At 64.5% G+C, this 26,860-nt stretch carries 22 protein-coding genes; 17 read left to right on the top strand and 5 right to left on the bottom strand.

The window, feature by feature from the left end; all coding sequences use genetic code 11:
* Positions 1-230 precede the first annotated feature (230 nt).
* The 5 genes from adhE to HNR60_RS13850 form a co-directional block, all read right to left on the bottom strand.
* Positions 231-2,927, bottom strand: coding sequence for a bifunctional acetaldehyde-CoA/alcohol dehydrogenase (gene adhE / locus HNR60_RS13870; protein WP_184258429.1), 2,697 nt, complete (start codon positions 2,925-2,927; stop codon positions 231-233).
* 162 nt (positions 2,928-3,089) lie between these two features.
* On the bottom strand, positions 3,090-6,179 hold the full coding sequence (locus HNR60_RS13865) for an AAA family ATPase (protein WP_184258412.1): 3,090 nt from the start codon (positions 6,177-6,179) through the stop codon (positions 3,090-3,092).
* A 147-nt stretch (positions 6,180-6,326) separates the two neighbouring features.
* Positions 6,327-7,106 carry an enoyl-CoA hydratase/isomerase family protein gene (locus HNR60_RS13860; RefSeq protein WP_184258411.1) on the bottom strand — a complete coding sequence of 260 codons (780 nt, stop codon included), beginning with the start codon at positions 7,104-7,106 and terminating at the stop codon, positions 6,327-6,329.
* 55 nt (positions 7,107-7,161) lie between these two features.
* Entirely contained in the window at positions 7,162-8,805 is a 1,644-nt protein-coding gene (locus tag HNR60_RS13855; protein WP_184258409.1) for a B12-binding domain-containing radical SAM protein, read from the bottom strand.
* A 240-nt stretch (positions 8,806-9,045) separates the two neighbouring features.
* Positions 9,046-9,882 carry a xanthine dehydrogenase gene (locus HNR60_RS13850; RefSeq protein ID WP_184258408.1) on the bottom strand — a complete coding sequence of 279 codons (837 nt, stop codon included), beginning with the start codon at positions 9,880-9,882 and terminating at the stop codon, positions 9,046-9,048.
* Positions 9,883-10,250: 368 nt separating this feature from the next.
* On the opposite strand from HNR60_RS13850, the gene HNR60_RS13845 reads away from it, so the two are divergent.
* The 17 genes from HNR60_RS13845 (at position 10,251) to nifN (ending at position 26,831) form a co-directional block, all read left to right on the top strand.
* Positions 10,251-11,093: an SDR family NAD(P)-dependent oxidoreductase gene (locus HNR60_RS13845; protein WP_430694932.1), complete on the top strand. Its 843-nt coding sequence runs from the start codon at positions 10,251-10,253 to the stop codon at positions 11,091-11,093.
* Between the two features lie 274 nt (positions 11,094-11,367).
* On the top strand, positions 11,368-13,110 hold the full coding sequence (nifA, locus tag HNR60_RS13840) for a nif-specific transcriptional activator NifA (protein ID WP_184258407.1): 1,743 nt from the start codon (positions 11,368-11,370) through the stop codon (positions 13,108-13,110).
* A gap of 431 nt (positions 13,111-13,541) precedes the next feature.
* Positions 13,542-13,736, top strand: coding sequence for a 4Fe-4S binding protein (locus tag HNR60_RS13835; RefSeq protein ID WP_184258406.1), 195 nt, complete (start codon positions 13,542-13,544; stop codon positions 13,734-13,736).
* Positions 13,737-14,208: 472 nt separating this feature from the next.
* Positions 14,209-15,765: a nitrogenase cofactor biosynthesis protein NifB gene (nifB, locus tag HNR60_RS13830; RefSeq protein WP_184258405.1), complete on the top strand. Its 1,557-nt coding sequence runs from the start codon at positions 14,209-14,211 to the stop codon at positions 15,763-15,765.
* 93 nt (positions 15,766-15,858) lie between these two features.
* Complete coding sequence (locus HNR60_RS13825) at positions 15,859-16,083, top strand: 4Fe-4S binding protein (protein ID WP_184258404.1); 225 nt, start codon at positions 15,859-15,861, stop codon at positions 16,081-16,083.
* Between the two features lie 12 nt (positions 16,084-16,095).
* Positions 16,096-16,452, top strand: a complete 357-nt coding sequence (locus tag HNR60_RS13820) for a HesB/IscA family protein (protein ID WP_184258403.1) — start codon at positions 16,096-16,098, stop codon at positions 16,450-16,452.
* A 1-nt stretch (position 16,453) separates the two neighbouring features.
* The gene (locus tag HNR60_RS13815) at positions 16,454-16,993 is read left to right on the top strand and encodes a hypothetical protein (protein ID WP_184258401.1); all 540 of its coding nucleotides are present in this window, start codon (positions 16,454-16,456) and stop codon (positions 16,991-16,993) included.
* Positions 16,994-17,020: 27 nt separating this feature from the next.
* Entirely contained in the window at positions 17,021-17,329 is a 309-nt protein-coding gene (locus HNR60_RS13810; protein WP_184258399.1) for a nitrogen fixation protein NifZ, read from the top strand.
* Complete coding sequence (locus HNR60_RS13805; RefSeq protein WP_184258396.1) at positions 17,329-17,559, top strand: nitrogen fixation protein NifZ; 231 nt, start codon at positions 17,329-17,331, stop codon at positions 17,557-17,559. The genes HNR60_RS13810 and HNR60_RS13805 overlap by 1 nt, the downstream gene beginning before the upstream one ends.
* A 33-nt stretch (positions 17,560-17,592) precedes the next feature.
* Positions 17,593-17,796, top strand: coding sequence for a putative nitrogen fixation protein NifT (nifT, locus tag HNR60_RS13800; protein WP_184258394.1), 204 nt, complete (start codon positions 17,593-17,595; stop codon positions 17,794-17,796).
* A gap of 2 nt (positions 17,797-17,798) precedes the next feature.
* Positions 17,799-18,071 carry a DUF6129 family protein gene (locus tag HNR60_RS13795; RefSeq protein WP_184258392.1) on the top strand — a complete coding sequence of 91 codons (273 nt, stop codon included), beginning with the start codon at positions 17,799-17,801 and terminating at the stop codon, positions 18,069-18,071.
* 30 nt (positions 18,072-18,101) lie between these two features.
* Positions 18,102-19,007 carry an SIR2 family NAD-dependent protein deacylase gene (locus HNR60_RS13790; RefSeq protein ID WP_184258391.1) on the top strand — a complete coding sequence of 302 codons (906 nt, stop codon included), beginning with the start codon at positions 18,102-18,104 and terminating at the stop codon, positions 19,005-19,007.
* 675 nt (positions 19,008-19,682) lie between these two features.
* A complete protein-coding gene (gene nifH, locus HNR60_RS13785; RefSeq protein ID WP_011474866.1) occupies positions 19,683-20,585 on the top strand; it encodes a nitrogenase iron protein in 903 nt (300 codons plus the stop codon).
* Positions 20,586-20,664: 79 nt separating this feature from the next.
* Positions 20,665-22,125, top strand: a complete 1,461-nt coding sequence (gene nifD, locus HNR60_RS13780) for a nitrogenase molybdenum-iron protein alpha chain (RefSeq protein ID WP_184258424.1) — start codon at positions 20,665-20,667, stop codon at positions 22,123-22,125.
* 71 nt (positions 22,126-22,196) lie between these two features.
* Positions 22,197-23,753: a nitrogenase molybdenum-iron protein subunit beta gene (gene nifK, locus HNR60_RS13775; protein WP_184258389.1), complete on the top strand. Its 1,557-nt coding sequence runs from the start codon at positions 22,197-22,199 to the stop codon at positions 23,751-23,753.
* Positions 23,754-23,778: 25 nt separating this feature from the next.
* On the top strand, positions 23,779-25,449 hold the full coding sequence (gene nifE, locus HNR60_RS13770) for a nitrogenase iron-molybdenum cofactor biosynthesis protein NifE (RefSeq protein ID WP_184258387.1): 1,671 nt from the start codon (positions 23,779-23,781) through the stop codon (positions 25,447-25,449).
* Between the two features lie 8 nt (positions 25,450-25,457).
* Positions 25,458-26,831 carry a nitrogenase iron-molybdenum cofactor biosynthesis protein NifN gene (gene nifN, locus HNR60_RS13765; RefSeq protein WP_184258386.1) on the top strand — a complete coding sequence of 458 codons (1,374 nt, stop codon included), beginning with the start codon at positions 25,458-25,460 and terminating at the stop codon, positions 26,829-26,831.
* Positions 26,832-26,860 lie beyond the last annotated feature (29 nt).

Genomic DNA, 26,860 nt, shown 5'->3' with positions numbered 1-26,860 from the left:
GCGTCAGACCCGCCCAAACCGGCAAAAATCTATACTTGCAGCCGCACAAAACCGATTCTCGCTCAACGACTTATGTGTTCTTCACGGATGACTCAGTAACTCGCGGCACGTCGTCATGACGTGGCCAAAACGCCAACGCCCGGCGAGCGATCACCGGGCGTTGACTTGATAGTTACTTCGTAACGCGGGCGCGGGGGGAAAGTCTCCGTGCCTGCGAAGGGCCTGCGGCCTTACTCCGCCGCGTCGGGGATCGCCAGCGTCACCACTTCGTGCTCGGGCTCCTCGTGCGCCTCGCTGAAGGCCCGGCCGTAATAGCTGTCGAGCAGGATGGCTTTCAGTTCCGCCAGCAGCGGGAAGCGCGGGTTGGCGCCGGTGCACTGATCGTCGAACGCTTCGACCGCGAGCTCATCGAGCTTGGCGAGGAACGCAGCCTCCGGCACGCCGGCGGCTTGGATCGACGCCGGGATTTCCAGGTCGCGCTTCAACTGTTCCAGCCATTCGAGCAGAGCGTCGATCCGGGCGGCTGTGTTGACGCCCTCGAGGCCGAGCGCGATCGCGATCTCGCCGTAGCGATGGCGGGATTTCGGCCGGTCGTATTGCGAGAACGCGGTCTGCTTGGTCGGGTTGTCGTTGGCGTTGTAGCGGATCACGTTGCAGATCAAGAGCGCGTTGGACAGACCGTGCGGGATGTGGAACGCGGCGCCCAGTTTGTGCGCCATCGAATGGCAGACGCCGAGGAACGCGTTGGCGAAGGCGATGCCGGCGATGGTGGCGCCGCTGTGCACCCGTTCGCGTGCGATCGGATCCTTGGCGCCGTTGGCATAGGCCGACGGCAGGTTGTCCTTGAGAAGCTTCAAGGCCTGCAGCGCCTGGCCGTCGGTGAACTCGCTGGCCATGATCGAGACATAGGATTCCAGCGCGTGCACCACGGCGTCGATGCCGCCGAACGCAGTCAGCGACTTCGGCAGATGCATCACGAAGTTGGCGTCGACGATCGCCATGCTGGGGGTCAGTTCGTAGTCGGCGATCGGATACTTGATGCCGGTGGCGTCGTCGGTGACCACCGCGAACGGCGTCACTTCGGAGCCGGTGCCCGAGGTGGTGGGAATCGCCACCAGATCCGCCTTGATGCCGAGCTTGGGGAATTTGTAGATCCGCTTGCGGATGTCCATGAAGCGCAGCGCCAGATCTTCGAATTGCACGTCGGGGTGTTCGTACAACACCCAGATCAGCTTGGCGGCATCCATCGGCGAGCCGCCGCCGAACGCCACGATTACGTCGGGCTTGAAGGCCTGTGCGATCTCGACGCCCTTCTTGATGATCGACAGCGTCGGATCGGCTTCGACCTGGAAGAAGGTCTCGACCTCCATGCCGTTCTTCTTCAACAGCCGGATGACGTCGTCGGTGTAACCCTTGCTGAACAGGAAGCCGTCGGTGACGACCAGCGCCCGCTTCTTGCCGGCGAGATCCTTCAAGGCTTCGCTGGTGGCGCCGCGGCGGAAGTAGATCGATTTCGGCAGCTTATGCCACAGCATGTTCTCGGCTCGCTTGGCGACGGTTTTCTTGTTGATCAGGTGCTTCGGGCCGACGTTCTCGGAGATCGAGTTGCCGCCCCATGAGCCGCAGCCGAGCGTCAGCGATGGCGCCAGGCTGAAGTTGTACAGATCGCCGAGCCCGCCATGCGACGACGGGGTGTTGATCAGGATCCGGGCGGTCTTCATCTTGGTGCCGAAATCGACCACGCGTTCGGGCTGCAGGTCCTGGTTGGTATACAGCGCCGAGGTATGGCCGATGCCGCCCAGCGCCACCAGTTCCACCGCGGCCGCGACCGCCTGAGTGTAGTCCTTGCGCCGATACATCGCCAGCGTCGGCGACAGTTTTTCGTGCGCGAAGGGTTCCGAGGTGCAGGTCTGTTCGACTTCGCCGATCAGGATCTTGGTATCATGCGGCACCGAGATGCCGGCCAGGTCGGCGATGCGGGCGGCGGATTGCCCGACGATGTTGACGTTGACGTTGCCGTTCACCAGCAACACCGCGCGCACCGCGTCGAGTTCCGCGGGCTTCAGCATATAGCCGCCATGGCTGGCGAAACGCTCGCGCACCGCGTCGTAGACTTCGTCGACCACGATGATCGATTGCTCGGAGGCGCAGACCACGCCGTTGTCGAAGGTCTTGGACATCAGGATCGAGGCCACCGCGCGCTTGATATCCGCGGTTTCGTCGATCACTACCGGGGTATTGCCGGCGCCGACGCCGATCGCCGGTTTGCCTGAAGAGTAGGCGGCCTTCACCATCGCGGGGCCGCCGGTGGCCAGGATCAGGTTGACCTCGGGGTGGTGCATCAGCGCGTTGGACAGTTCCAGCGTCGGCTTTTCGATCCAGCCGATGATATCCGGCGGCGCGCCGGCGGCGACGGCGGCGTCCAGCACCAGCTTGGCGGCGGCGTTGGTCGAGCGTGCGGCGCGCGGATGCGGGCTGAAGATGATACCGTTGCGGGTCTTCAGGCAGATCAACGCCTTGAAGATCGCGGTCGAGGTCGGGTTGGTGGTCGGCACGATGCCGCAGATCAGTCCGATCGGCTCGGCGACGACCATGATGCCGGCTTCATCGTTCACCTCGACAATGCCGCAGGTCTTGTCGTCCTTATAGGCATTGTAGATGTATTCCGACGCGAAGTGATTCTTGATCACCTTATCTTCGACGACGCCCATGCCGGTTTCCGCGGTGGCCATCTGCGCCAGCGAGATCCGGGCGTCCGAGGCCGCCAGTGCGGCGCTGCGGAAGATAAGGTCCACCTGTTCCTGCGAATAGGTAGCGAAGATCAATTGGGCGGCTTTGACGCGCGCTACCAATTTGTCGAGGTCGGACGGGGAGGAAAGGGTCACGGTCAACGTCCATTCTTGATTGCAGGGAAGTGGGAGTCCGATTCTGGAGCGATACTCCAGGATGATAGTCCCACGATTTATCTAACAAAATGACGTTTCAGTTATGCATGCGTTTTATATGCATCTGCGAAGGAGATATTGATCGAGGTCAAAGGAGTGGCGTTATGATACCGGCTGGGGATTCCCCGGAGCGGTCCTTATTGCTCAACTATGCAGCAGCGGTGAGGCAAGCAGGCGCTGTTCCAGAAATCGCGAGGATTGCCGGCGCGCCAGATCGAGCGCCTGCGCCATGATCGCGTCGGGCGATTCGCCGCCGGGCGCGCCGTCCAACGCCCGCGCCGCGGCAAGTAGCCGCAGCAATTCCGGGACCCACCAGCTCTCGCCCTTGCGCTGCGCGGTGACGATGGCCTGGCGCGCGATGGTTTCGGCGCCGACCGCGTCCTGGTCGCGCAGATGCGCCTCGACCAACAGCGAGGTATAATAGGCGTGGAAGGTGATGGCGCCGAGCCGTTCCCAGCTGTCGACCGCCTGGGTCATCATCTGGATGCCGGCGGCGCGGTCGGTCCCGGTGGCATGCAACCACCAGCCCTGCATGATCAGTCCGCCGGTCTGCCAGAACGGAAACCGATAATGCGCGGTCAGCGCGCTGACCCGGTCGGCCAGCGTCTTGACGTCGTCGGTGCGCCCGGCGAGCTGCAGCTGCACCAGCGCGTAGTTCAGCGCCCAGCACAGCGTGAACGGATGGCCGAGGCGTTCGCTCTTGGCGACGCCGCGGGCGTTGATCTCGGCGGCCGCCGCGGCGTCGCCCAATAGCAGCGCGTTCATCGCCGCCATCGAGGAGGCGCCGACGAACGGATCGACGCCGAAGGTGTGGCGATGCGAGGCGTGCCGCTCGTCGTCGTAGAGGCTGAGGCTGATGTCGAAATGCTCGGCGGCGCGGTGAAATTCGGCCTTCTGGAACGCGCAATTGGCGACCGCGCGATGCGCCTCCAGCCGCAGCCCGGGATCGCCGCTGCTCTCGGCGATCGAGAACAATTCGCTGGCGAGTTCGCAGGCGTCGTCGAGATCGGCGCGGACGAAGTAATAGCGGTACAGCCCGTGCAGCGCCGGGAACAGCCCGACCGACAGGTCGAGCGCGCGGCAAAGTTCGCGCGCCTCTTCGAACTTGCTGCCGACCTCGGGCGCGGCGTAGCCGCCGATCGCGGTCTGCACCACGCCGGCCTGCAGCAGCAATTGCAGCTTCTGCGAGGTGGTCTGCGGGCTCGGCGGCATCGCGGCGACGATCTTCAGCGCGGCGTTGAGATGATGCGCGGCCTCGCGATGCGCCGAGCGCTGGATCGCCTGTTCGGCGGCCATGCACAGGAACGGGAACGCGCGGGCGTCGATTCGCGCCTCGAGATAATGATGCGCGAGAATCTCCGGATTGTCGGCGCAGATCGATGGCAGCCGGGCTTCGATCGCGGCGGCGATCTTGGCGTGCGCGGCGCGGCGGTGCGTCGACAGCCCGAGCTCGTAGATTTTCTCCTGGATCAGCGCGTGACGGAACAGCCATTTGCGCCGCGGCGGCACCCCGGACGGCTCCAGGATGCCGGCGACGGTGAGCTTGTCGAGTTCGGCGCCGAGCAGCGCCGGATCGCCGTCCCACACCGCGGCGATCATCTCGTGGTCGAATTCGCGGCCGATGGTGGCGCACAGCCGCAGGATTTCGCGGTTGGCGCCGGCGCGGTCGATCCGGGCGTTGAGCGATTGCTGCAGCGTCGCCGGCAGGCTCGGCGGCGACGCCTGCTCGCCGCCCGGCGTATCGCCGAGGTCGCTCTCCACCACCAGCCGCGTCATCTCCTCGATGAACAGCGGCACGCCGTCGGTGCGCGCGCTCAGCGTTTCCAGAAGCTCGGTGCTGAGCGAGCGGCCATGGGCGATCTCCAGGATCAGGTCGGTGGTTTGGTGGGCGTCGAGCCGCTGCAGCGGGATCAGCCGCGGCTGCAGCCGGTCGATCCAGGTGCGGTCGCAATCGTCCCGAAACGTCATGATCGCGCAGGTGCGGGCGTTGTTCAGCTTCGGCAGGATCTCCGACAAGAGTTCGACGGTGGACGGATCGGCCCAGTGCATATCCTCGACCACCAGCAGCACCGGCTGCGACTCGGTTTCGCGCAACAGCCAGCCGGTGAGCACTTCCTGAAACCGCGCCTTCTCCTGCTGCGGCGTGTAGTCCCGCGCCGGCCGATAGTCGTCCGGCAGCGGCACCGACAGCACCTTGGCGAGCAGCGCGATGTGTTCGGACGGATCGGCGAATCGCAGCCGCAGGGCCCGCGTCAGCCGGTCGAATTTCTCCGCGCGCGGCACCCGCGAAAGGCCGAGCGTGTCGGTGAGGTAGTACACGAACGGATGCAGCGCGGACTGCTGATAGAGCTGCGAACATTTCAGCACGATGCTGAGGAATTTCTGGTCGCCGAGCGCCGCGAACAATTCGCGTAGCAGTCGCGACTTGCCGACCCCGGCCTCGCCGGCCACCACGATCAGCGTGCTTTCGCCGGTCAGCGTGCGTTGCCACAGGCATTCCAGCCGGGCGATCTCCTTTTCGCGGCCGATCATGCGGCCCGGCGCCGGGCCGCGGCGCAGCTCCTCGCCGGCTTCGGCGACGTGCACTTCGAAAATCTTGATCGGGCGATCGACGCCCTTCAACGGCGGCGCGCCGAGATAGCGGCAATCGAAGCTGGCGCCGACCAGATCGTAGGTGTCCTGGCTGATGATGGTGGAGCCCGGGCTGGCGAGACTCTGCAGCCGCGCGGCGATGTTGGCGGCTTCGCCGACGATCGCCATCTGCTCGCGCGTGGTCTCCGACTGGATGTCGCCGGCGATCACCGTGCCGGTATGCACCGCGATGCGGATCTGAAAGAACTCGCCCTCGTCGCCCGGCCGATAGCGTTCGTTGAGCCCACCGACCGCTTCCTGCAGATCGAGGCAGGTCTGTACCGCGCGGAACGCGTCGTCCTCGCGCGCGATCGGAAAGCCGAAATGAATCATCATGCCGTCGCCTTCGAAGCGGGCGAGCTGGCCTTGATACTGGTTGACGATCCGCGCGGTGATTTCGCGGAAGCTGCGCAGCAGCTCGCGATAGGTCTCGGCGCCGAGCGTCGCCGTCAAGGTGGTGGAGCCGACGATGTCGGAGAAGATCAGCGTCAATTGTCGGTGTTCGGCAATGTCCGGCGTGGCTGCGGGCCTGGCCGACGGCTTGGCTGTGGTGAGCGGAACTCCGCAATTGGCGCAGAACCGCTGCGTGGGTTGCACGGTCACCGCACAGTCTGGACAAGTCAGCATATCGAAAAGGCTCCGGCCTGGCGCTACGGCGTCAGGGTCGCTCAGACGGTCTGTTCGAACGATGGACTGGTTCAAAGATCGGTCGGCGCCGCGTCATCCGACGTTCGCCGATCCCCGCACGATTCAAACTTTGACGGCGTTCTTTTCGGCAAACTCCCTGAGTTGCTCGCGGATATGGGCGACGTCGCCGCTGGAATAGCCGAGGATCGCCTCGAGTTTCAGAGCCTCGCCCATCGACTTGCCGACCACTTCGAGCACGGTCTCCTTGATCGAATGCAGCGCGACCTGACTCTTTTCGACCAGTTTGGCGGCGTAGGCCTGCGCGGTCGCCATCAGTTCGCCTGGCGACACGACCTGCGCCACCAGGCCGATGGCGTGGGCCTCCTGCGCGCTGACTTCGCGGCCGGTGTAGAGAATATCCATGGTCCGTGACACGCCGATGCTGGCGACCAGCCGGACGATGCCGCCATCGCCGTGATGGAAGCCGCGATGAATCTCGAAGCTGCCGAACCGCGCGGTGTCGCTGGCGATGCGCACGTCGCAGGCCAGCGCCAGTTCGAAGCCGCCGGCCAGCGCCCAGCCGTTGACTGCGGCTATCACCGGCTTCTTCACCCGGATGCCGCGGGTGATGCCGCCGAGCCCGTCGTCGACATTGTCGCGGACGTCCTGAAACGTGCGCGACAGCCATTGCGGGATGTATTCCTTGAGATCCGCGCCGGCGCAGAACGCGTCCGGCCCTGCGCCGGTCAGGATCGCGACGTCGAGCTCGGGGTCGCGATCGAACGTCGTCCAGAACGTTTTCAGCTCCTGATGCATCACGCCGTTGATGGCGTTGCGTGCCGCGGGACGGTTCAGCGTGACCGTGGCAATCCTGCCGGAGCGCGTGACCACGATCGTCTGCATCGATGTTCCCTCCGCAGTCCCGGCGCCGTTTTGCCTGGCCATGATCGTCTGGCCACTATCTTGCGCGGGTCCACAGGCTGGTGCGCAGTCCGAGCGGAGTCAACACCCCTCGTCGGCGCGCCAAGCGGGCGATATGCGCCGGATCAAGCACGCTCCCGACAGCGTAGTCCTGCTTCTGCTGCATGGTCAAAGCTTTCGAACGCGCCACCCGGTAACGTTTCACGTCAGCCGCGGTGGTGCAGATTGCGCGCTCGAGCAGAATCCAGACCGGCCGCCAGCGAAACCGCCGCGCCACCGGCGAGCCAGCAAAGGCCTGACGCAACGCATGAAGCGACATATTCTCGCGCAGGGTATGAAGGAACGACTTGCCGCTGCGCTGTTCGGCACGGTCGTCGACCAGGATGCTGGACAGGTTCCAGTCGTGGTAGAACATGTCCTTGGAGACGGTGTCGGCCTCGGCGTGGTGTTCGAACAGCGCGCTGCCGCGCAGCGCCACCAGGTCGGCGGTGAACTGATAGTCGCAGACGATTCCGGTCGGCTTGACGTAGCGCGTCTTGCCGCGTTGCGCCGGAATGATGAACAGCCCGACCACGAAGATGCCCTGCGCCCGCAGCGTGCGGTAGATCTTGTTGTACATGGCGATCGCATCGTGGGCGCGCACGCCCTTGCGGTGGGTCTTCAGCCATTCGGCGTCGAGGGTCTCGATCCCCATCATGCAGAACCGCATCCCGGCCTGGTGCGCCAGGCGCGCGAAGTCCGGATTGCGATGCACGGTGTCGCCGCGCAGGAAACAGCCGAACCGCAGGTCGAGGCGGTGGGTGATCATCTCCTTGAGCAGCGTCACGGTCTTGCGCTCGTCGCCGCCGAAATTGTCGTCGGTGAAGATGAACTCGCCGACGCCGGCCGCTTTCAGCGCCTGCAGTTCGGCGATCACCTTGTCGACCGATTTGTAGCGCTGCTTGTAGTTCCAGAAGGTGTTGATGTTGCAGAAGTCGCAGCGATGCGGGCAGCCGCGGGAAATCTCCACCGCGGCGCCGAATCCATTGCTCATGCCCAGGCCATAAGGCCGCAGGTCGAAACCGCTCCAGTCCGGTATCGGTGCTGTTTCGAGGTCGGTCGGCTCGGCCTTCACCGCCGAGCGCCGGCAGCTGTCGCCGTCGCGCCAGCACAGGTTGGGCACGGCGTCGAACGTACTGGCGCCGGCGATCAGCGCCGTGATCAGCGCCCGGAACGCGGCTTCGCCTTCGCCGGTGACCACGAAATCGACGCCGGCGTCGATCCAGCGGTCCGGCCAGGCGGTGGCGTGGTTGCCGCCGACCACGATTCTCACCGCGGGATTGACCTCGCGCGCCAGCTTGACGGTGAGTTCGGTATCGAGCGCCTTCAGCGGCGACATGCAGGAGATCGCAATCACATCGGCCCAGCGCAGCCGGGCGCGATAGTCGGCCAGCGAAATCCGCGCCACGTAACCGTCAAGAAACTGCGTCTCGACCGCGAGGTCCTTGATGGTGGCGGCGAGCACCGGATAGACCGCGCTGGGAAACTTGACGATTTCGCCGAGCGTGTCGACCGGAACCGGCCAGGAATCCACCAGCGTCTTCGGATGCAGAAACAGGATTTTCAGCGCCGCCGCGGGGGCGGCCCCGACCTGCGGCCGTAGCTTCGCCGTGCCCAAACCGGCCGTTCCGTAACCCCCCATGGCGAACTCTCTGTTCGATGCGAACGACGACGCCAATTGCAGCGGTCTGTTACCAGACACTGGGGAGAGCGTAACATAGCGCCGCGGCGCCGCAAGTCACTTGCAGTATATTAGTAGCGGCGACGCCACGCTGGATCAGCCGGTGGGGCAGCGTCTTGGACGGGATCTTGGATACGGCACAGCGAAGCCCGCGACCGGGCGGGATCCTCCCTAGCTGATAGCAATGGATCCAGCCGCCGCTCAGACCGCGTGATGTGAGGCGGCGATCAGCGGGCGGGTCGGCTCGCTGTGCAGCTGCACCGCGTACAGCACCGCCTTGGCGATGCTGCGACCGCGCTCGTCGATCCCGGTCCATTGCGCGTGGCGGCCGCGCGGGTCGATTTCCAGCAGCCGTGCTCCGGCGGGCACATTGCTGTCGTCGCGGACCAGGCCGCGGACCACGCCGTCGCACGGCGCGCGATAGGGCATTCCTGATAGCAGGCCGAGCACCGCGCCGCGCTGCACCGGCGTGCCGATCTCGACCGCGGTGCGCCAACGCCCGGCTCCCTGCGCACAAGCGAACGTTTCGGTGGCGGTCGCGCCGGCGTTGCCGGACAGCGGGCCGTCATGCCGAGCAGCCGCATTGCGGTCGGGCGGCGCCTCGATGGCGACGTCGCAATTGGAACTGGCGGAAAAGCCGCCGCCGATGCCGATCGTCAGCTTCCCCAGCCGATGCAGGTCGGGGGTGGTGCGGTGCTGCTGCAGCCTTGCGTCGACCAGCACGTCCATCGTGCCGACCGGCAACAGATCGGCGAGGCCGAGCCGCGTCACCGACACCCGGTCGCCGGTGCGTAGGCCTTGGAATACCTGCATACCATCGTCGGCCCGCTCCCCGCGAACCTCTTCGAGTTTGACGTCGTCGCGATAGAGCGCGTCGGCGAACGCCATCTTGCGCAGGATCACCGGAAAGTCCGGATCGTGGGACAGCACCACGCCGAAATCCGCGCGATGCAGGAACACCGCCACGGCCGAGGCGATCTCGTTGGTGCCGAGGACGATGGCGAAGCGCTTTCTTCTGTGGTCGGCTGCTCGAGACATCCGCGTCACCCCAGGCCCAATCCCAACTTCGCAGCGCTCAAAGCAAGAGCCGGACCAGCCGTCATCACACCGTCAAAATGCCGGCGGGTACCGTAGCGGGGCGTTTCGGCCGGTTTTGCCGGCTCGGTTTGTCGAGAAAGCAACGCTCGGCGTGTTGCGGACGCGCCACGATGTCGAACTGACGACACAGCCGCCGCCCTCATTGCGACAATCGCTCCCAGCCGCAGTGGCCCGAATCCTGCAAACCCCCTTGGTGCCATCCGAGCCCGGTGGCGAGGGAGACATCCTTGGAAAGCGTCAACGCGCCGCCGCCGCCGTCGTCACCGTTGCATCATCACCCGGGATCGGCGCATCCGGCCGCGGCCGAGCTGCGTCACCCCGAGTCCACCGAGCTGCGCCACCCCGGCGCGCCGCCGGCCGCGGCCGGCACCGGCGCTTGCCCGTTCCACGCCGATCAGCGCGACAGCCGGGCCGGCAAGCAGAAGACCCTGGTGCTGACCGGGGCGTCGCGCGGCATCGGCCACGCCACCGGCAAGCTGTTCTCCGACGCCGGCTGGCGGATCGTCACCTGTTCGCGGCAGCCGTTCAACGACGAGCGCTGCCCGTGGGCGACCGGCGTCGAGGATCACGTCGAGATCGAACTCGGCGATTACCGCGCCTTGCCGCGGGCGATCGCAGCACTGAAGGAGCGGCTCGGCGGTTCGCCGCTGCACGCGCTGATCAACAACGCGGCGATCTCGCCGAAGGGGCTGGAAGGCGAGCGCCTGACCTCGCTGAACACCCCGGTCGAGACCTGGATGGGCGTGTTCCACGTCAATTTGCTGGCGCCGATCCTGCTGGCGCAGGGGCTGTTCGACGAGCTACGCGCCGGCTCGGGCTCGATCGTCAACGTCACTTCGATCGTCGGTTCCCGGGTCCACCCGTTCGCCGGAACCGCCTATGCGACCTCGAAAGCCGCATTGGCCTGTCTGACCCGGGAGATGGCGCACGACTACGCGCCCTATGGGATCCGGGTGAATGCGATCGCGCCCGGCGAAATCAAGACCGACATCCTGTCGCCGGAGACCGAGGCGCGGCTGGCGCCGACGATCCCGATGCGGCGAATCGGCACGCCCGACGAGGTCGCCAAGGTGATGTTCTTCCTGTGCTCGGAGGCGGCGAGCTACGTCACCGGCGAGGAAATCCACATCAATGGCGGGCAGCACGTCTGACGGTTTTGCTCTACCTGAGTGGTAATAGAGCGCCGGCGCTTATTTGCGCGAAAGAGTTTGCGCTGGATCAATGCGCGGTTTTGCAGGCGTCGCGCACTAAGTATTTTCGCTGTGCCGCAGCACCTTCCATTTGGGTAAATAGTGAGCAGGTAACGCTATCAACTTCCTCAGTGATGCGCCGAAGTTGTGCACGACATCTGCTTGAACCCAAGGCACTATCCATTAAAAGCTCCCATCAGTAGGCGGGGAAGGTCCGGAGCACGGAGATACCATTATGGTCTTTCGCGAAGCGCAAGTCGCCGAAACTGAGCAGTCGCGCCCGACCACTCTGATACCACTGAGCGAAATCGCTCTGACGGGTATCTTTGAGATCTCGAAGATTCTCACCGCGCCGGCGCGGCTGGAAACCACCCTCGCCAATGTGGTCAATCTGCTGCAGTCGTTCATGCAGATGCGGCATGGCACGGTGTCCTTGCTGGCCGACGATGGCGTGCCGGATATTACCGTCGGCGCCGGCTGGAACGAGGGCACCGACGACCGCTATCGCGCCCGGCTGCCGGCCAAGGCGATCGACCAGATCGTCGCCACCTCGGTGCCGCTGGTGGTCGAAAACGTCTCCTCGCATCCGATGTTCTCGCGCGCCGACGCCGATGCGCTCGGCGCCTCGCCGGAGGTCCGCGTCTCGTTCATCGGCGTGCCGATCCGGATCGATTCCCGGGTGGTCGGCACCCTGACCATCGACCGCGTCCGCGACGGCCGCTCGATCTTCCGGCTCGACGCCGACGTCCGCTTCCTCACCATGATCGCCAATCTGATCGGCCAGACCGTCAAGCTGCACCGCGTGGTGGCGCGCGACCGCGAGCGGCTGATGGCGGAAAGCCATCGCCTGCAGAAACAGCTCTCCGAGCTGAAGCCGCCGCGCGAACGCAAGAAGGTGCGGGTCGACGGCATCATCGGCGAAAGCCAGGCGATCCGCGGGCTCTTGGCCAAGGTCGGCATCATCGCCAAGTCGCATTCGCCGGTGCTGCTGCGCGGCGAATCGGGCACCGGCAAGGAACTGATCGCCAAGGCGATCCACGAATTGTCGTCGCGCGCCAACGGCCCGTTCATCAAGATCAACTGCGCCGCCTTGCCGGAGTCGGTGCTGGAATCCGAATTGTTCGGCCACGAGAAGGGCGCCTTCACCGGCGCCATCGCGGCGCGCAAGGGCCGCTTCGAACTGGCCGACAAGGGCACCCTGTTCCTCGACGAGATCGGCGAAATCTCGCCCTCGTTCCAGGCCAAACTGCTGCGCGTGTTGCAGGAGCAGGAGTTCGAGCGGGTCGGCGGCAATCACACCATCAAGGTCAATGTCCGCGTCGTGGCGGCGACCAACCGCAATCTCGAGGAAGCGGTGGCGCGCAACGAATTCCGCGCTGACCTTTACTACCGCATTAACGTGGTGCCGATGATGCTGCCGCCGCTGCGCGATCGCTCCAGCGACATTCCGCTGTTGGCCGACGAGTTCTTGAAGAACTTCAACAAAGAGAACGAGCGCGACCTGGAGTTCGACCCCGCCGCGATCGAACTGCTGCAGGGTTGTTCGTTCCCGGGCAACGTCCGCGAGTTGGAAAACTGCGTGCGCCGCACTGCGACGCTGGCGCCGGGACCGGCGATTCACCAGGACGATTTCGCCTGCCATCACGACGAGTGCCTGTCGTCGATCCTGTGGAAGAGCCACACCGAACGCACCGCGCAGCGACCACGGCCGGAAATTCCGCTCGAGGTCGCGCCGATCGGCCCGGCCGACGGCAGCCGCAGCAACGTCGTTGCGCGGGTGCCGGCCGCGCAGCCGCAACAGCCGCCGGCCCGGGTCGAGCCTAACTCCGACGCGCAGATGTCGGAGCGCGAGCGGCTGGTCGACGCCATGGAGCGATCGGGATGGGTGCAGGCCAAGGCCGCGCGCATCTTGGGGCTGACCCCGCGCCAGATCGGCTACGCGCTGAAGAAGTACGACATCGAGGTCAAGCACTTCTGAGCCTGGTCGAAGAAGATGGGCCCGATTGACGCCTCGTGTCCCGGGCAAGGTGCAGCGCCGTTTGGCGCTGCGCCGCTGACCCGGGACCGTTCCAAGCGATGCGACCCGCAACGGCCCCCGGCTCTGCAGCGCACCACGCCGCAAGAGCGGCGCGCTGCGCTGCGTCCGGGGCACGCCTGCTATCAGCTCCATCCGTCCCGGTCGGCCACGCGACCGGCTTGGTCCACAGCGGAGATTACTGCAAATCACTCGCGTAGTTCGCCGGCGCGAGCGCGTCGCCGCGACACGCTTGTCTCAGTTGCGACGCGATGTCAGCGGCAACACGCGCCCCGCGGCTGTGGGCATCGCGCAATATTGCTCTAGATCAAATATTTGCCGATTGGCACAAGGTTTGTAAGGCGTGGCATCATCCGCCAGCTAAGGAGTCTCCTATGGCCTACAAAATTGTCGCCTCGCAGTGTTCGGTGTGTGGTGCGTGCGAGTTCGAATGTCCGAACGCCGCGATCACCCTGAAGCGCGATATGTACGTGATCGAAGCCGCCAAATGCACCGAGTGCGAAGGCCAATTCGAAAAGCCGCAATGCGCCTCGGTGTGCCCGGTCGAGAACACCTGCGTTCCGGTCTAAATCACTGCCCTGGCGCGGTATTGCCGCCAGCATCACGACACTAACCTGCGACCGCGGCTATGCCGAAGTCGGCACCGTTTGATCCGAGCTCAGCAACGCGCATCACCTTGACGATGCGCGGTTGCGGCTCGTGATATTGGCGTTCGCGCCGGCTCTGCCGTGAGCGCGATTTCGCACCGGCGCGTGCGCCGACACGCCGCTTTGCACATTGCGGAAATCCGACACGCCCGCCCGCGTACAATGTCACCTTTGTAACAGCGACGGATCGCGCCGCATTCCCGAGTGTCGGCATCGTGACACCCGGCAAGCCTTCGAAATCATCATGTTTTCAACGCGCTATTCCTCGCCCGCGCGCTGGCACGTTAGTTGCGTAACTGTCGTGGCGTGAGGTTAGGCTGCGGCCCGGCTTCACGCATCGAGACAGTCACGGGCGCGCCCGCACCATCACCGCGCGGCAAACAGCGAGGACGACATGCAGAAGCTGGTACAACTGCTGGAGTTTGGGGCGCCCGGAGCGAAATCGCTCGAGGAAATTCGGCAGCAGGTCGCCAGCGCAGGCTGCAGTTCGAAGGGCGGCAGCGGCAAGTCGAGCTGCGGCTCCGCGGCGGGGCAGGGCGATCTGCCGCCGGAGGTCTGGGAGAAGGTCAAGAACCATCCCTGCTACAGCGAACAAGCGCATCATCACTTCGCCCGCATGCACGTCGCGGTGGCGCCGGCCTGCAACATCCAGTGCAACTACTGTAACCGCAAATATGATTGCGCCAACGAATCCCGCCCCGGCGTGGTCAGCGAGAAGCTGACCCCGGAACAGGCGGCGAAGAAGGTGCTGGCGGTGGCCTCCAGCGTGCCGCAGATGACGGTGCTCGGCGTCGCCGGTCCCGGTGATCCCTTGGCCAATCCGCAAAAGACCTTCAAGACGTTTGAGCTAGTGTCGGCCACCGCGCCCGACATCAAGCTGTGCCTGTCGACCAACGGGCTGTCGCTGCCGGATCACGTCGATCGCATCCAGGCGATGAACGTCGATCACGTCACCATCACCATCAACATGATCGACCCGGAGATCGGCGCCAAGATCTATCCGTGGATCTTCTACAATCACCGCCGCTACGAGGGCGTCGAGGCGTCGCGCATCCTGTCCGAGCGGCAATTGCTTGGCCTCGAAATGCTGACCGCGCGGGGCATCCTGGTCAAAGTCAATTCGGTGATGATCCCCGGCGTCAACGACAAGCATCTCGTCGAAGTCAACAAGGCGGTGAAGTCGCGCGGCGCCTTCCTGCACAACATCATGCCGCTGATTTCCGAGCCGGAGCACGGCACGGTGTACGGGTTGTCCGGGCTGCGCGGCCCGTCGGCGCAGGAATTGAAGGCGCTGCAGGACGCCTGCGAAGGCGAGATGAACATGATGCGGCATTGCCGGCAGTGCCGCGCCGACGCCGTCGGCCTGCTCGGCGAAGACCGCAGCGACGAGTTTTCCAACGAGAAGGTCGCGGCGATGGAGATCACCTACGACCTCGAGGCCCGCAAGGCCTATCAGGCCAAGGTCGAACTGGAGCGCGAGGCGATCGCCAAGGCCAAGACCGCCGAGCTGGTGAAACTCGCGGATGAGACCAGTGCGATCAAGATCCAGGTGGCGATCGCCACCAAGGGCGGCGGCCGGGTCAACGAGCATTTCGGCCACGCCCACGAGTTCCAGATCTACGAGGTCTCGACCGCCGGCGCGAAGTTCGTCGGCCACCGCCGCGTCGATCTGTATTGCGAGGGCGGCTACGCCGCCGCCGACGGCGCTGCGACCATCATCCGCGCGCTGAACGACTGCACCGCGGTGCTGGTCGCCAAGATCGGCATCTGTCCGAAGGATGCGCTGGCGGAGGCCGGCATCGAGGCGGTGGAAACCTACGCCTTCGAATTCATCGAGACCTCGGTGATCGCCTACTTCAAGGACTACCTGCAGCGCGTCGAGAAGAAGGAAATCAACCACGTCGCCAAGGGCGACGCCGATATCCGCCAGGGAGCATTCACCGAGGCCTGAACCGGGCCGCGCATTTGGTTCGCCGATTTCGACCAGTCGCCGCGCGGATGTTCCGCTCGGCCGTGAAGGATGGAAGACGAAGGACGCAATAGCATGGCTTACAAGATCATCTCCTCCCAGTGCACCGCGTGTTCGGCCTGCGAGCCGGAATGCCCCAATGTGGCGATCTTCGAAAAGGGCGGCACCTTCCACATCAATCCGAAGAAATGCACCGAGTGCCTCGGCCATTTCGACATGGCGCAATGCGTCGCGGTCTGCCCGGTCGAAGGCACCTGCGTGATCGACAAGTCGGTGCCGCGCTATCAGGCTCCGGCGTAAGGGGAGGCGCGCATGAGCTTCACGCTGACGCCGTCCGCCGAAAAATTCATCCGTCGCATGTTGCGCTTCAGCCCCGGCGCCGGCGGCTTCCGCCTCAATGTCAGCGCCGGCGGCTGTGCCGGGCTCACGGCCGAATTCGACGTCGAGCCCGCGGTGCGCCCGGGCGAGGTGGTCGAAACCGTCGGCGATCTGTCTTTCTTCCTGCCGGTGGCGAGCCAGCAGCTGCTCGACGGCGTGGTGGTCGACTTCGTCGAGACCCCGACCTCGAGCGGCTTCATGTTCCACGATCCGAAGCGCAGCGCCTGCGGCTGCGCCACCGACACCACGCCGAAGCCCACCGTCACCCTGCATCAATTGCGGGAGATCTGACATGGCGCCGGCCGCGAGCAACGAACCGCCGATGTTCGGAGCGGAGCCGTCGTTGCTCGCGGACGCGCTGCTCGGCGCCGGCCTGCCGGCCGAGGCCGAGCGCCATCTCGATCAGGCGGCGGGATTGTATCATCGCGCCGAACTTGCCGAACAGCATCTCTACGAGGCCCGCGCGCTGGCGCCGGACCACGCCGCGGTGCTGATCGCGCTGTATCGCTTCTACTTCTACAAAGGCCGGCTGGAAGAGGCGCTCGACGTCGCCTGCAGCTGCCTCGGCAAGGCCGCGCGCGACAACAACCTCAACGCCGACTGGCATTGCGTGTGCGCTTCCGACGCGGACTTCAGCAATTTCGCCGCGGTGCTGCCGCGGTTCTATCTGTTCACGCTGAAGGCCTACGCCTATCTGCAGATGCGGCTCGGCGACACCGACGAGGGCCACGCCGCGGTCACGAAGCTGCTCGAGCTCGACCCCACCGACAAGGTCAATGCCGGGCTCTTGCTCGGCGTCTGGCAGCGGATCGGAAAATCCGATGACGAGTAAAATCCCCATGACGACGGAGAACCGCCGATGAGCAAGATCAGCCGCGACAGCGACATCGTCGAGCTCGACGGCCCGCCCGCCTATGAATACGGCGAGAAGGTGCGGTCAAGGCTCAACATCCGTAACGACGGCACCTTTCCCGGCAAGGAGATCGGCGAGGTGCTGGTGAAGAAGGGCGACGAAGGCTACGTGGTCGGAATCGGCACCTTCCTGCAGCAGTTCTACATCTACAGCGTCGATTTCGTCGCACTCGGCCGCAAGGTCGGCATGAAGGGCCGCGAGATCGAGTCGATCGAACAGCAGCACGACGCGCTGCCGGAACAGGACGTGGCGTGATGGCGGAGCCGAAGTATCAATGGGGCCAGAAGGTCAAGGCCGCGATCGATCTGCTCAACGACGGCTCGTTTCCGGAAGCGCCGGAAGGCGCGCTGCTGGTGCAGACCGGCGATGCCGGCGAGATCGTCAAAATCGGCAGCCATGTCGAGACCGACACGCCGGTCTATCTGGTGGAATTCGGGCCGAGCCGCGTGGTCGGCTGTCTGGAAGATGAAATCGTAGCGTACTAGCCGCCGCGTGCGGCCAATCAAGGAATCCAAGTGATGAAGATCATGATCCGCAAGGGATCGCAGGGGCAGCTCTCGGCCTATGTGCCGAAGAAGGACCTGGAAGAGCCGATCGTCTCGATGGAGAAGCCGGAAATGTGGGGCGGCCACATCACGCTGGCCAATGGCTGGCAGCTGGAATTGCCGGCGCTGGCGGCCGACACCCGGCTGCCGATCACCGTCGAAGCGCGAAAGATGTAGCCATGGCGTTGTCGGCGGACGACCTCAGTGAAATCGGCGCGCTGCTCGGCGCGCCCGAAGCCGACCCGCAGATCGTGGCCGAGTTGCGCCGGCGGTTTCCGAAACTGTCGCTGACGCGTTGCGACGCGTCCGACATGGCCGACGAGACTGCGTTTCGCGAATATCCGCTGTTCGACCTCTATCTGGTCGACGGCATGGAGCATTGCTGGAAGCTGACATCCGATCCCGCGCGCGCCACCGGCCTGGTGGTGGTGCCGCATAAGCTGGCGGCGTAATCGCGCAGCCGGCACAACGAGGTTGAAACCATGACGGAAGCGACCTTCGCAGACATCAAAGCCCGGATGGGCGCCGGCCAGGTGATCCCCTATCTCGGGCCCGGCGTGCTGGCGCTCGCCGGCGAGGCCTGCGTGGTGCCGGACTCGCCGCTGGCGCTGGTCGGTCGGCTCACTGCCAAGATCAAGGTGCCGCACAAGGTGCGCAACAACGTCACCGGCGCAGCGCAATACATCGAGAACTTCAAGCACCGCTCGACGCTGACCAAGGCGATGATCGAGGCGTTCCGCTCCGACATGGCGCCGACCGCGCTGCATCGCTTCCTCGCGGCGCAGCCCAATCTGCCGCTGTGGGTCAACGCCTGGTACGACGACCTGGCGATGAAGGCGCTGGCCGGCCGCGCCGGTTGGGGCATGGCGCAGGGCGTCAGCCAGACCGAGCATTTCGGCCACTGGGTGAATTATTTCCGCGGCGACGGCGCGTTGGTGCCGGACGACACCCCGAGCATCGTCGCCGAGGATGCCGACATGCCGCTGTTCGCGCCGGCTCCGGCCGAGGCCGCGGCATGGTCGACGCTGTTGTATCAGCCGCTCGGCTCGGTGGCGCCGGCGGCGAATTTTTTGGTGTCGGACAGTGACTTTGTCGAAGTGCTGACCGAAATCGACATCCAGACCCCATTGCCCGAGCCGGTGCAGAAAATCCGCAGCGGCCGCAACTTCCTGTTCCTCGGCTGCCGCTTCGCCGAACAGCTCGACCGGCTGTTCGCCCGCCAGATCATGAAGCGCTCGTCCGACCGGCATTGGGCGGTGCTGCCCGATGAACTCACCAAGAACGAAGCCAAGTTCTTGGACGAGCAGAACATCACCCGGATCGACCTGCCGCTGTCGGAGTTCTGCGCCGCGCTGGCGCAGACCCAGCCCGAGCCGGCGACGGCGTAACAAGGCGCTAGCGGTAACGAGCGAAAGATCTCACGCCTCATTTTGAGCCGAGGCCGACGCCAGGCGTCGGCCTCGTCGCTATTCCTCTCAAACAAATCGGCGTTGCTCGAAGGTCTCGTGTCCCGGACGCGGGGCCGCGTTCTTCACGCGGCGCCGCGAGCCGGGATCGTTCCAAGGGCTGCGTTCCGTAAAGGCCCCGGATCTGCAGCGCAGCGCCGCAGTGCGGCGCTGCGCTTTCGTCCGGGGCACGATGTTTCGCTGGCGCGACGCAACGTCGACCAATCACACCTTCGACAGCAAAGCCCGACTTCGGCTGTCGCAACGCAGTCGCACGACATGTCGTTCTCGCTTAGCGCGCCTCGCCGCATCGGTTGTTTTGTTTCGGACAGGAGCGGCCGCCGATGTCGGCCCGATCCCCCCGATGTCGGGTTTGAAACAACACCCCGGTAGCGCCGGCCAGATGCGTTATCTTCAAGTAATCACAGAGTTTTTCTAATTCTAAACGCGTTGGCACGGTCGTTGCAAAACACTGGTCAGCAAGGCGATGGGTTGTTGTCTGAGCAGTGAATGCAAGGAGCAACGTCCGCATCTGAGCCGTGCGACGGTTCTTCAAACGGAAACTCACTGCGCAGCCGCGCACATCGATCAAACGGTTCAAGGCAACGGAGAGAAAACATGGCGGCACTTCGGCAAATCGCGTTCTACGGCAAGGGCGGCATCGGCAAGTCCACCACTTCACAGAACACGCTCGCGGCACTGGTCGAGATGGGTCAGAAGATCCTGATCGTCGGCTGCGACCCCAAGGCGGACTCCACCCGCCTGATCCTCAACACCAAGATGCAGGACACCGTGCTCAGCCTCGCCGCTGAAGCCGGTTCGGTGGAAGACCTCGAACTCGAAGACGTGATGAAGATCGGCTACAAGGGCATCAAGTGCACCGAAGCCGGCGGCCCGGAGCCCGGCGTCGGTTGCGCCGGCCGCGGCGTCATCACCGCGATCAACTTCCTGGAAGAGAACGGCGCCTATGAAGACGTCGACTACGTCTCCTACGACGTGCTCGGCGACGTGGTCTGCGGCGGCTTCGCGATGCCGATCCGCGAGAACAAGGCGCAGGAAATCTACATCGTGATGTCCGGCGAGATGATGGCGCTGTACGCCGCCAACAACATCGCCAAGGGCATTCTGAAGTACGCCTCCTCGGGCGGCGTCCGGCTCGGCGGCCTGATCTGCAACGAACGCCAGACCGACCGCGAGCTCGACCTCGCCGAAGCGCTGGCCGCTCGCCTCAACTCCAAGCTGATCCACTTCGTGCCGCGCGCCAACATCGTGCAGCACGCCGAGCTGCGCCGCCAGACCGTGATCGAATACGCGCCGGACAGCCAGCAGGCCAAGGAATATCGCGCGCTGGCCGAGAAGATCCATGCCAACTCCGGCAAGGGCACCATCCCGACCCCGATCACCATGGAAGAGCTCGAAGGCATGCTGCTCGACTTCGGCATCATGAAGACCGACGAGCAGGCGCTCGCCGAACTGGCCGCCAAGGAAGCGGCGAAAGCCGCCGCCGAAGCCACGGCCTGATTAACACGCGTCTGACGGGGCCGGCTGTCTTTGGGCAGCCGGCGCCCAGATCAGCGGTCCCGCGAAACGAGGTATGACCATGAGCTCTGCGATCGCAGCCACCACCGAAGACATCAAGGCGCGCAACCAGGAACTGATCGGGGAGGTCCTCAAGGCCTATCCGGAAAAGTTCGCCAAGCGCCGCGCCAAGCATCTTGGCACCTATGAAGGCGACAAGCCGGATTGCGGCGTCAAGTCCAACATCAAATCGATTCCGGGCGTCATGACCATTCGCGGTTGCGCCTACGCCGGCTCGAAGGGCGTGGTGTGGGGCCCGATCAAGGACATGGTCCACATCAGCCACGGCCCGGTCGGCTGCGGCCAGTATTCCTGGGGTTCGCGCCGCAACTACTACAAGGGCACCACGGGCATCGACACCTTCGGCACCATGCAGTTCACCTCCGATTTCCAGGAAAAGGACATCGTGTTCGGTGGCGACAAGAAGCTCGGCAAGCTGATCGACGAAATCGGCGTGCTGTTCCCGCTCTCCAAGGGCATCTCGATCCAGTCGGAATGCCCGATCGGTCTGATCGGCGACGACATCGAGGCGGTGTCGAAGGCGAAGTCGAAGGACGTCGGCAAGCCGATCGTTCCGGTGCGTTGCGAAGGCTTCCGCGGCGTGTCGCAGTCGCTCGGCCATCACATCGCCAACGACGCGATCCGTGACTGGGTGTTCGAAAAGACCGGCGACAAGCTCGCGCAGTTCGAATCCACCCCCTATGACGTCGCGATCATCGGCGACTACAACATCGGCGGCGACGCCTGGTCGTCGCGCATCCTGCTCGAGGAAATGGGTCTGCGGGTGATCGCGCAGTGGTCCGGCGACGGCACCATCGCCGAGCTCGAGGCCACCCCGAAGGCCAAGCTGAACATCCTGCACTGCTACCGCTCGATGAACTACATCACCCGCCACATGGAAGAGAAGTTCAACATTCCGTGGGTCGAGTACAATTTCTTCGGGCCGACCAAGATCGAATCGAGCTTGCGCGAAATCGCCAGCCACTTCGACGACAAGATCAAGGAAGGCGCCGAGAAGGTCATCGCCAAGTACAAGCCGCTGATGCAGGCGGTGATCGACAAGTACAAGCCGCGCCTGCAGGGCAAGCGAGTGATGCTGTATGTCGGCGGTCTGCGTCCGCGCCACGTCATCGGCGCCTACGAAGACCTCGGCATGGAAGTGGTCGGCACCGGCTACGAATTCGGCCACAACGACGACTATCAGCGCACCACCCACTACATCAAAGACACCACGCTGATCTATGACGACGTCACCGGCTACGAGTTCGAGAAGTTCGTCGAAAAGGTCAAGCCGGACCTGGTCGGCTCGGGCATCAAGGAAAAGTACATCTTCCAGAAGATGGGCGTGCCGTTCCGCCAGATGCATTCCTGGGATTATTCGGGTCCGTATCACGGTTACGACGGCTTCGCGATCTTCGCCCGCGACATGGACATCGCGATCAACTCGCCGATCTGGAAACTGACCAAGGCGCCCTGGAGCTAAAGGGACCGCCCCGCCGCTCCCGGCCGATCGGCCGGGAGCCGAGCCAACGATTTTTTCGGAAAGAACACGTCATGAGCCAGAGTGCCGATAACGTCATCGACCACGCCGCCCTGTTCCTGGAGCCGCAATATGACTCCATGATCGAAGCCAAGCGCAAGAATTTTGAGAACGCGCCGCCGCAGGCGGAAATCGACCGGGTTCGTGAATGGACCAAGACGGTCGAGTACCAGGACAAGAACTTCGCCCGCGAGGCGCTGTGCATCAACCCCGCCAAGGCCTGTCAGCCGCTCGGCGCGGTGTTCGCCGCGGTCGGGTTTGAGAAGACCTTGCCGTTCGTGCACGGCTCGCAGGGTTGCGTCGCCTATTATCGCAGCCATCTGTCGCGCCACTTCAAGGAGCCGACCTCCTGCGTCTCCTCGTCGATGACGGAAGACGCCGCGGTGTTCGGCGGCCTCAACAACATGGTCGACGGCCTGGCCAACGCGCATGCGCTGTACAAGCCGAAGATGATCGCGGTCTCCACCACCTGCATGGCCGAAGTCATCGGCGACGACCTCAATGCCTTCATCAAGGGCGCCAAGGAAAAGGGTTCGGTCCCGGCCGATTTCGACGTTCCCTTCGCCCACACCCCGGCCTTCGTCGGCAGCCACGTCACCGGCTACGACAACGCCATGAAGGGCATCGTCGAGCACTTCTGGAACGGCAAGGCCGGCACCGTCGCCAAGACCGAGCGGCAGCCCAACGAGTCGATCAACTTCATCGGCGGCTTCGACGGCTACACCGTCGGCAACCTGCGCGAAGTCAAGCGCCTGTTCGACACCATGGGTGTCAGCTACACCATCCTCGGCGACACCAGCGACGTCTGGGATACCCCGACCGACGGCGAGTTCCGGATGTATGACGGCGGCACCACGCTGGAAGACACCGCCAACGCCATCCACGCCAAGGCCACCATCTCGATGCAGGAATTCTGCACCGAGAAGACGCTGTCCCTGATCGCCGACGCCGGTCAGGAAGTCGTCGCGCTGAACCACCCGGTTGGCGTCACCGGCACCGACCGCTTCCTGATGGAAGTGTCGCGGATCACCGGCAAGCCGATCCCGGCCTCGATCACCCGTGAACGCGGCCGTCTGGTCGACGCCATCGCCGATAGCAACGCCCACATCCACGGCAAGAAGTTCGCGATCTTCGGCGATCCCGATCTCTGCCTCGGCATGGTCGAGTTCCTGCTCGAACTCGGCGCCGAGCCGACCACCGTGCTGTCGACCAACGGCGGCAAGGCCTGGGAAGCCAAGGTGAAGGCGCTGCTCGATGCCTCGCCGTTCGGCAAGGACTGCCAGGTGTTCGCCGGCAAGGACCTCTGGCACCTGCGCTCGCTGTTGTTCACCCGGCCGGTCGACTTCCTGATCGGCTCGACCTACGGCAAGTATCTCGAGCGCGACACCGGCACCCCGCTGATCCGGCTCGGCTTCCCGATCTTCGACCGGCACCATCAGCATCGCTATCCGGTCTGGGGCTATCAGGGTGGCCTCAACGTTCTGGTCAAGATCCTCGACAAGATCTTCGACGAAATGGACAAGAACGTCGTCGCCGGCGTGAACGACATCAGCTTCGACATCATCCGCTGAGGTCACTGAGATAGGACGTCCGAAAATGAGCAGCCTGGCCGACAAGATTCAAGACGTCTTCAACGAGCCAGGCTGCTCCACCAATACCGGCAAAGCCGCCAAGGAGCGCAAGAAAGGCTGCAGCAAACCGCTGCAGCCGGGCGGCGCTGCTGGCGGCTGTGCCTTTGACGGCGCCAAGATCGCGCTGCAGCCGGTCACCGACGTCGCCCATCTGGTGCACGGCCCGATCGCCTGCGAAGGCAGTTCGTGGGACAACCGCGGCGTCAAGTCGTCCGGCTCGAAGCTGTATCGCACCAGCTTCACCACCGACATGAGCGAGAACGACGTGGTGTTCGGCGGCGAGAAGCGGCTGTTCAAGTCGATCCGCGAAATCATCGAAAAATACGATCCGCCGGCGGTGTTCGTCTATCAAACCTGCGTGCCGGCGATGATGGGCGACGACATCGCCGCGGTCTGCAAGGTGGCGAGCGAGAAGTTCGGCAAGCCGTGCATTCCGATTATCGCGCCGGGCTTCGTCGGCCCGAAGAATCTCGGCAACAAGCTCGCCGGCGAGGCGATGCTGGACTATGTGATCGGCACCCAGGAGCCGGATTTCACCACGCCCTACGACATCAACATCATCGGTGAATACAACGTCGCCGGCGAACTCTGGCAGGTCAAGCCGCTGCTCGACGAACTCGGCATCCGCATCCTGTCGTGCCTGTCGGGCGACGCGCGCTACCACGAGATCGCCCGTTCGCACCGCGCCCGTGCGGCGATGATGGTGTGCTCGACGGCGATGATCAACGTCGCCCGCAAGATGGAAGAGCGCTACGGCATTCCGTATTTCGAAGGCTCGTTCTACGGCATCACCGACACCTCGGATTCGCTGCGGCAGATCGCCAAGTTGCTGATCGCGCGCGGTGCCGACGCCGAGCTGATGGACCGCGTCGAGGCGGTGATCGCCCGCGAGGAGGCCCGGGCCTGGGAGGCGCTCAAGGCGTTCACCCCGCGGCTCACCGGCAAGAAGGTTTTGTTGATCACCGGCGGCGTCAAATCCTGGTCGGTGGTGGCGGCGCTGCAGGAAGCCGGGCTCAGCATCGTGGGCTCAAGCGTCAAGAAGTCGACCAAGGAGGACAAGGAGCGGCTCAAGGAGATGAGCCCCGACGTCCACCAGATCGACGATCTGCGGCCGCGCGAAATGTACAAGATGCTGAAGGAGGCCAAGGCCGACATCATGCTGTCGGGCGGCCGTTCGCAATTCGTCGCCTTGAAGGCCAAGATGCCCTGGCTCGATATCAACCAGGAGCGGCACTACGCCTATGCGGGCTATGTCGGCATCATCGAGATGGTGCGGCAGATCGACAAGGCGTTGTCCAACCCGGTGTGGGAGCAGGTCCGCAAGGCCCCGCCGTGGGACGAGGTCAGCTGGGAAGACCGCGCCGACGCCGCCAATGCCGCCGACGAAGCAGCGCTCGCCGCCGATCCGGCGCGCGCCGAGGCCGAGCGCCGGGCGACCATCGTTTGCAAGTGCAAGGAGATCAGCGTCGGCACCATCGAGGATGCAATCCGCAGCCACGACCTCACCGTGATCGCGCAAGTCACCCAGCTGACCCAGGCCGGCGGTGGGTGCGGTTCTTGCAAGGAGACCATCGCGGCGATGTTGGCGCGCGAGGCGAAGGCCGCCGCGGATGCGCCTTCTGCCCAGGTCGCATGAGGTCGGCAATGACAAAGATCACAACGTCCACCAAGTCCTGCACCGTCAACGCGCTGAAAATGAGCCAGCCGCTCGGCGGCGCGCTGGCTTTCATGGGCGTGCGCAACTGCATGCCGCTACTGCACGGTTCACAAGGCTGTACTTCGTTCGGTTTGGTACTGTTTGTGCGTCACTTCCGGGAATCGATCCCGCTGCAGACCACGGCGATGAGCGAAGTCGCCACCGTGCTTGGCGGCTACGACAATGTCGAACAGGCGATTGTCAACATTGTCGGACGTACCAAACCCGACATGATCGGGATCTGCTCGACCGGCGTCACCGAGATCAAGGGCGACGACGTCGACAGCTTCATCAAGACCATCCGCAGCAAGCACCCCGAGCTCGCCCATGTGGCGCTGGTCAATGTCGCGACCCCGGATTTCAAGGACGCCTTCGAAGACGGCTGGGCCAAAGCCACCACGCGCCTCGTCGAAGCCTTGGTGCTGCGTCCGGCGTCCGGCACCTCGCGGCGCCAGGGCCGGCTCAACGTGCTGCCCGGCAGCCATCTCACCCCGGGCGATCTCGACGAACTCCGCGACATCATCGAGGCGTTCGGGCTGCAGCCGACCTTCCTGCCGGATATCTCCGGCTCGCTCGACGGCCACGTCCCCGATGACTTCACGCCGACCACCCATGGCGGCGTCTCGGTGTCGCAGATCGCCGCGATGGGAACGGCGATCCACACCATCGCGATCGGCGAACAGATGCGCCCCGCGGCCGAAGCGATGGAAGCCCGCACCGGCATTCCGTTCACCCTGTTCCGCCGCCTGACCGGGCTCGCGCCGAACGACGAATTCATCGCTTGCCTTTCGAAGATCAGCGGCAAGCCGGTGCCGGCGAAATATCGCCGCCAGCGCAGCCAGCTGATCGACGCCATGCTGGACGGGCATTTCTACTTCGGCGGCAAGCAGGTTGCGATCGGCGCCGAGCCCGACATGCTGCTCAACATCGGCGGCTGGCTCGCCGACATGGGCTGCCGCATCACCACCGCGGTGACCACCACGACCTCGCCGGTGCTCGATCAGATGCCGTGCGACGAGGTGCTGATCGGCGACCTCGAGGATCTCGAGACCGGCGCCGAGGGCTGCGACCTGTTGGTGTCGCATTCGCACGGCCGCCAGGCCGCCGAGCGGCTCGCGGTGCCGTTTCTCCGCATCGGCCTGCCGATCTTCGATCGGCTCGGCGCGGCGCATCAAGTCTCGGTCGGCTACCGCGGCACCCGCGACCTGATTTTCACCGTCGGCAATCTGTTCATCGCCGATCTTCACGAACCGGATGTCGGCACCTGGCGTCAGCCGGTCACACCCACGGATTCCGTCAGTGCGACGCCTGCGACTCATTAAGAGTCCGTCGGGCGGAATACTGGATGACA

The organism is Rhodopseudomonas rhenobacensis (assembly GCF_014203125.1).
GTDB lineage: Bacteria > Pseudomonadota > Alphaproteobacteria > Rhizobiales > Xanthobacteraceae > Rhodopseudomonas_A > Rhodopseudomonas_A rhenobacensis.
Note: the sequence above shows the minus strand (reverse complement) of the source record. Positions and strands in the feature narration are given on the sequence as shown.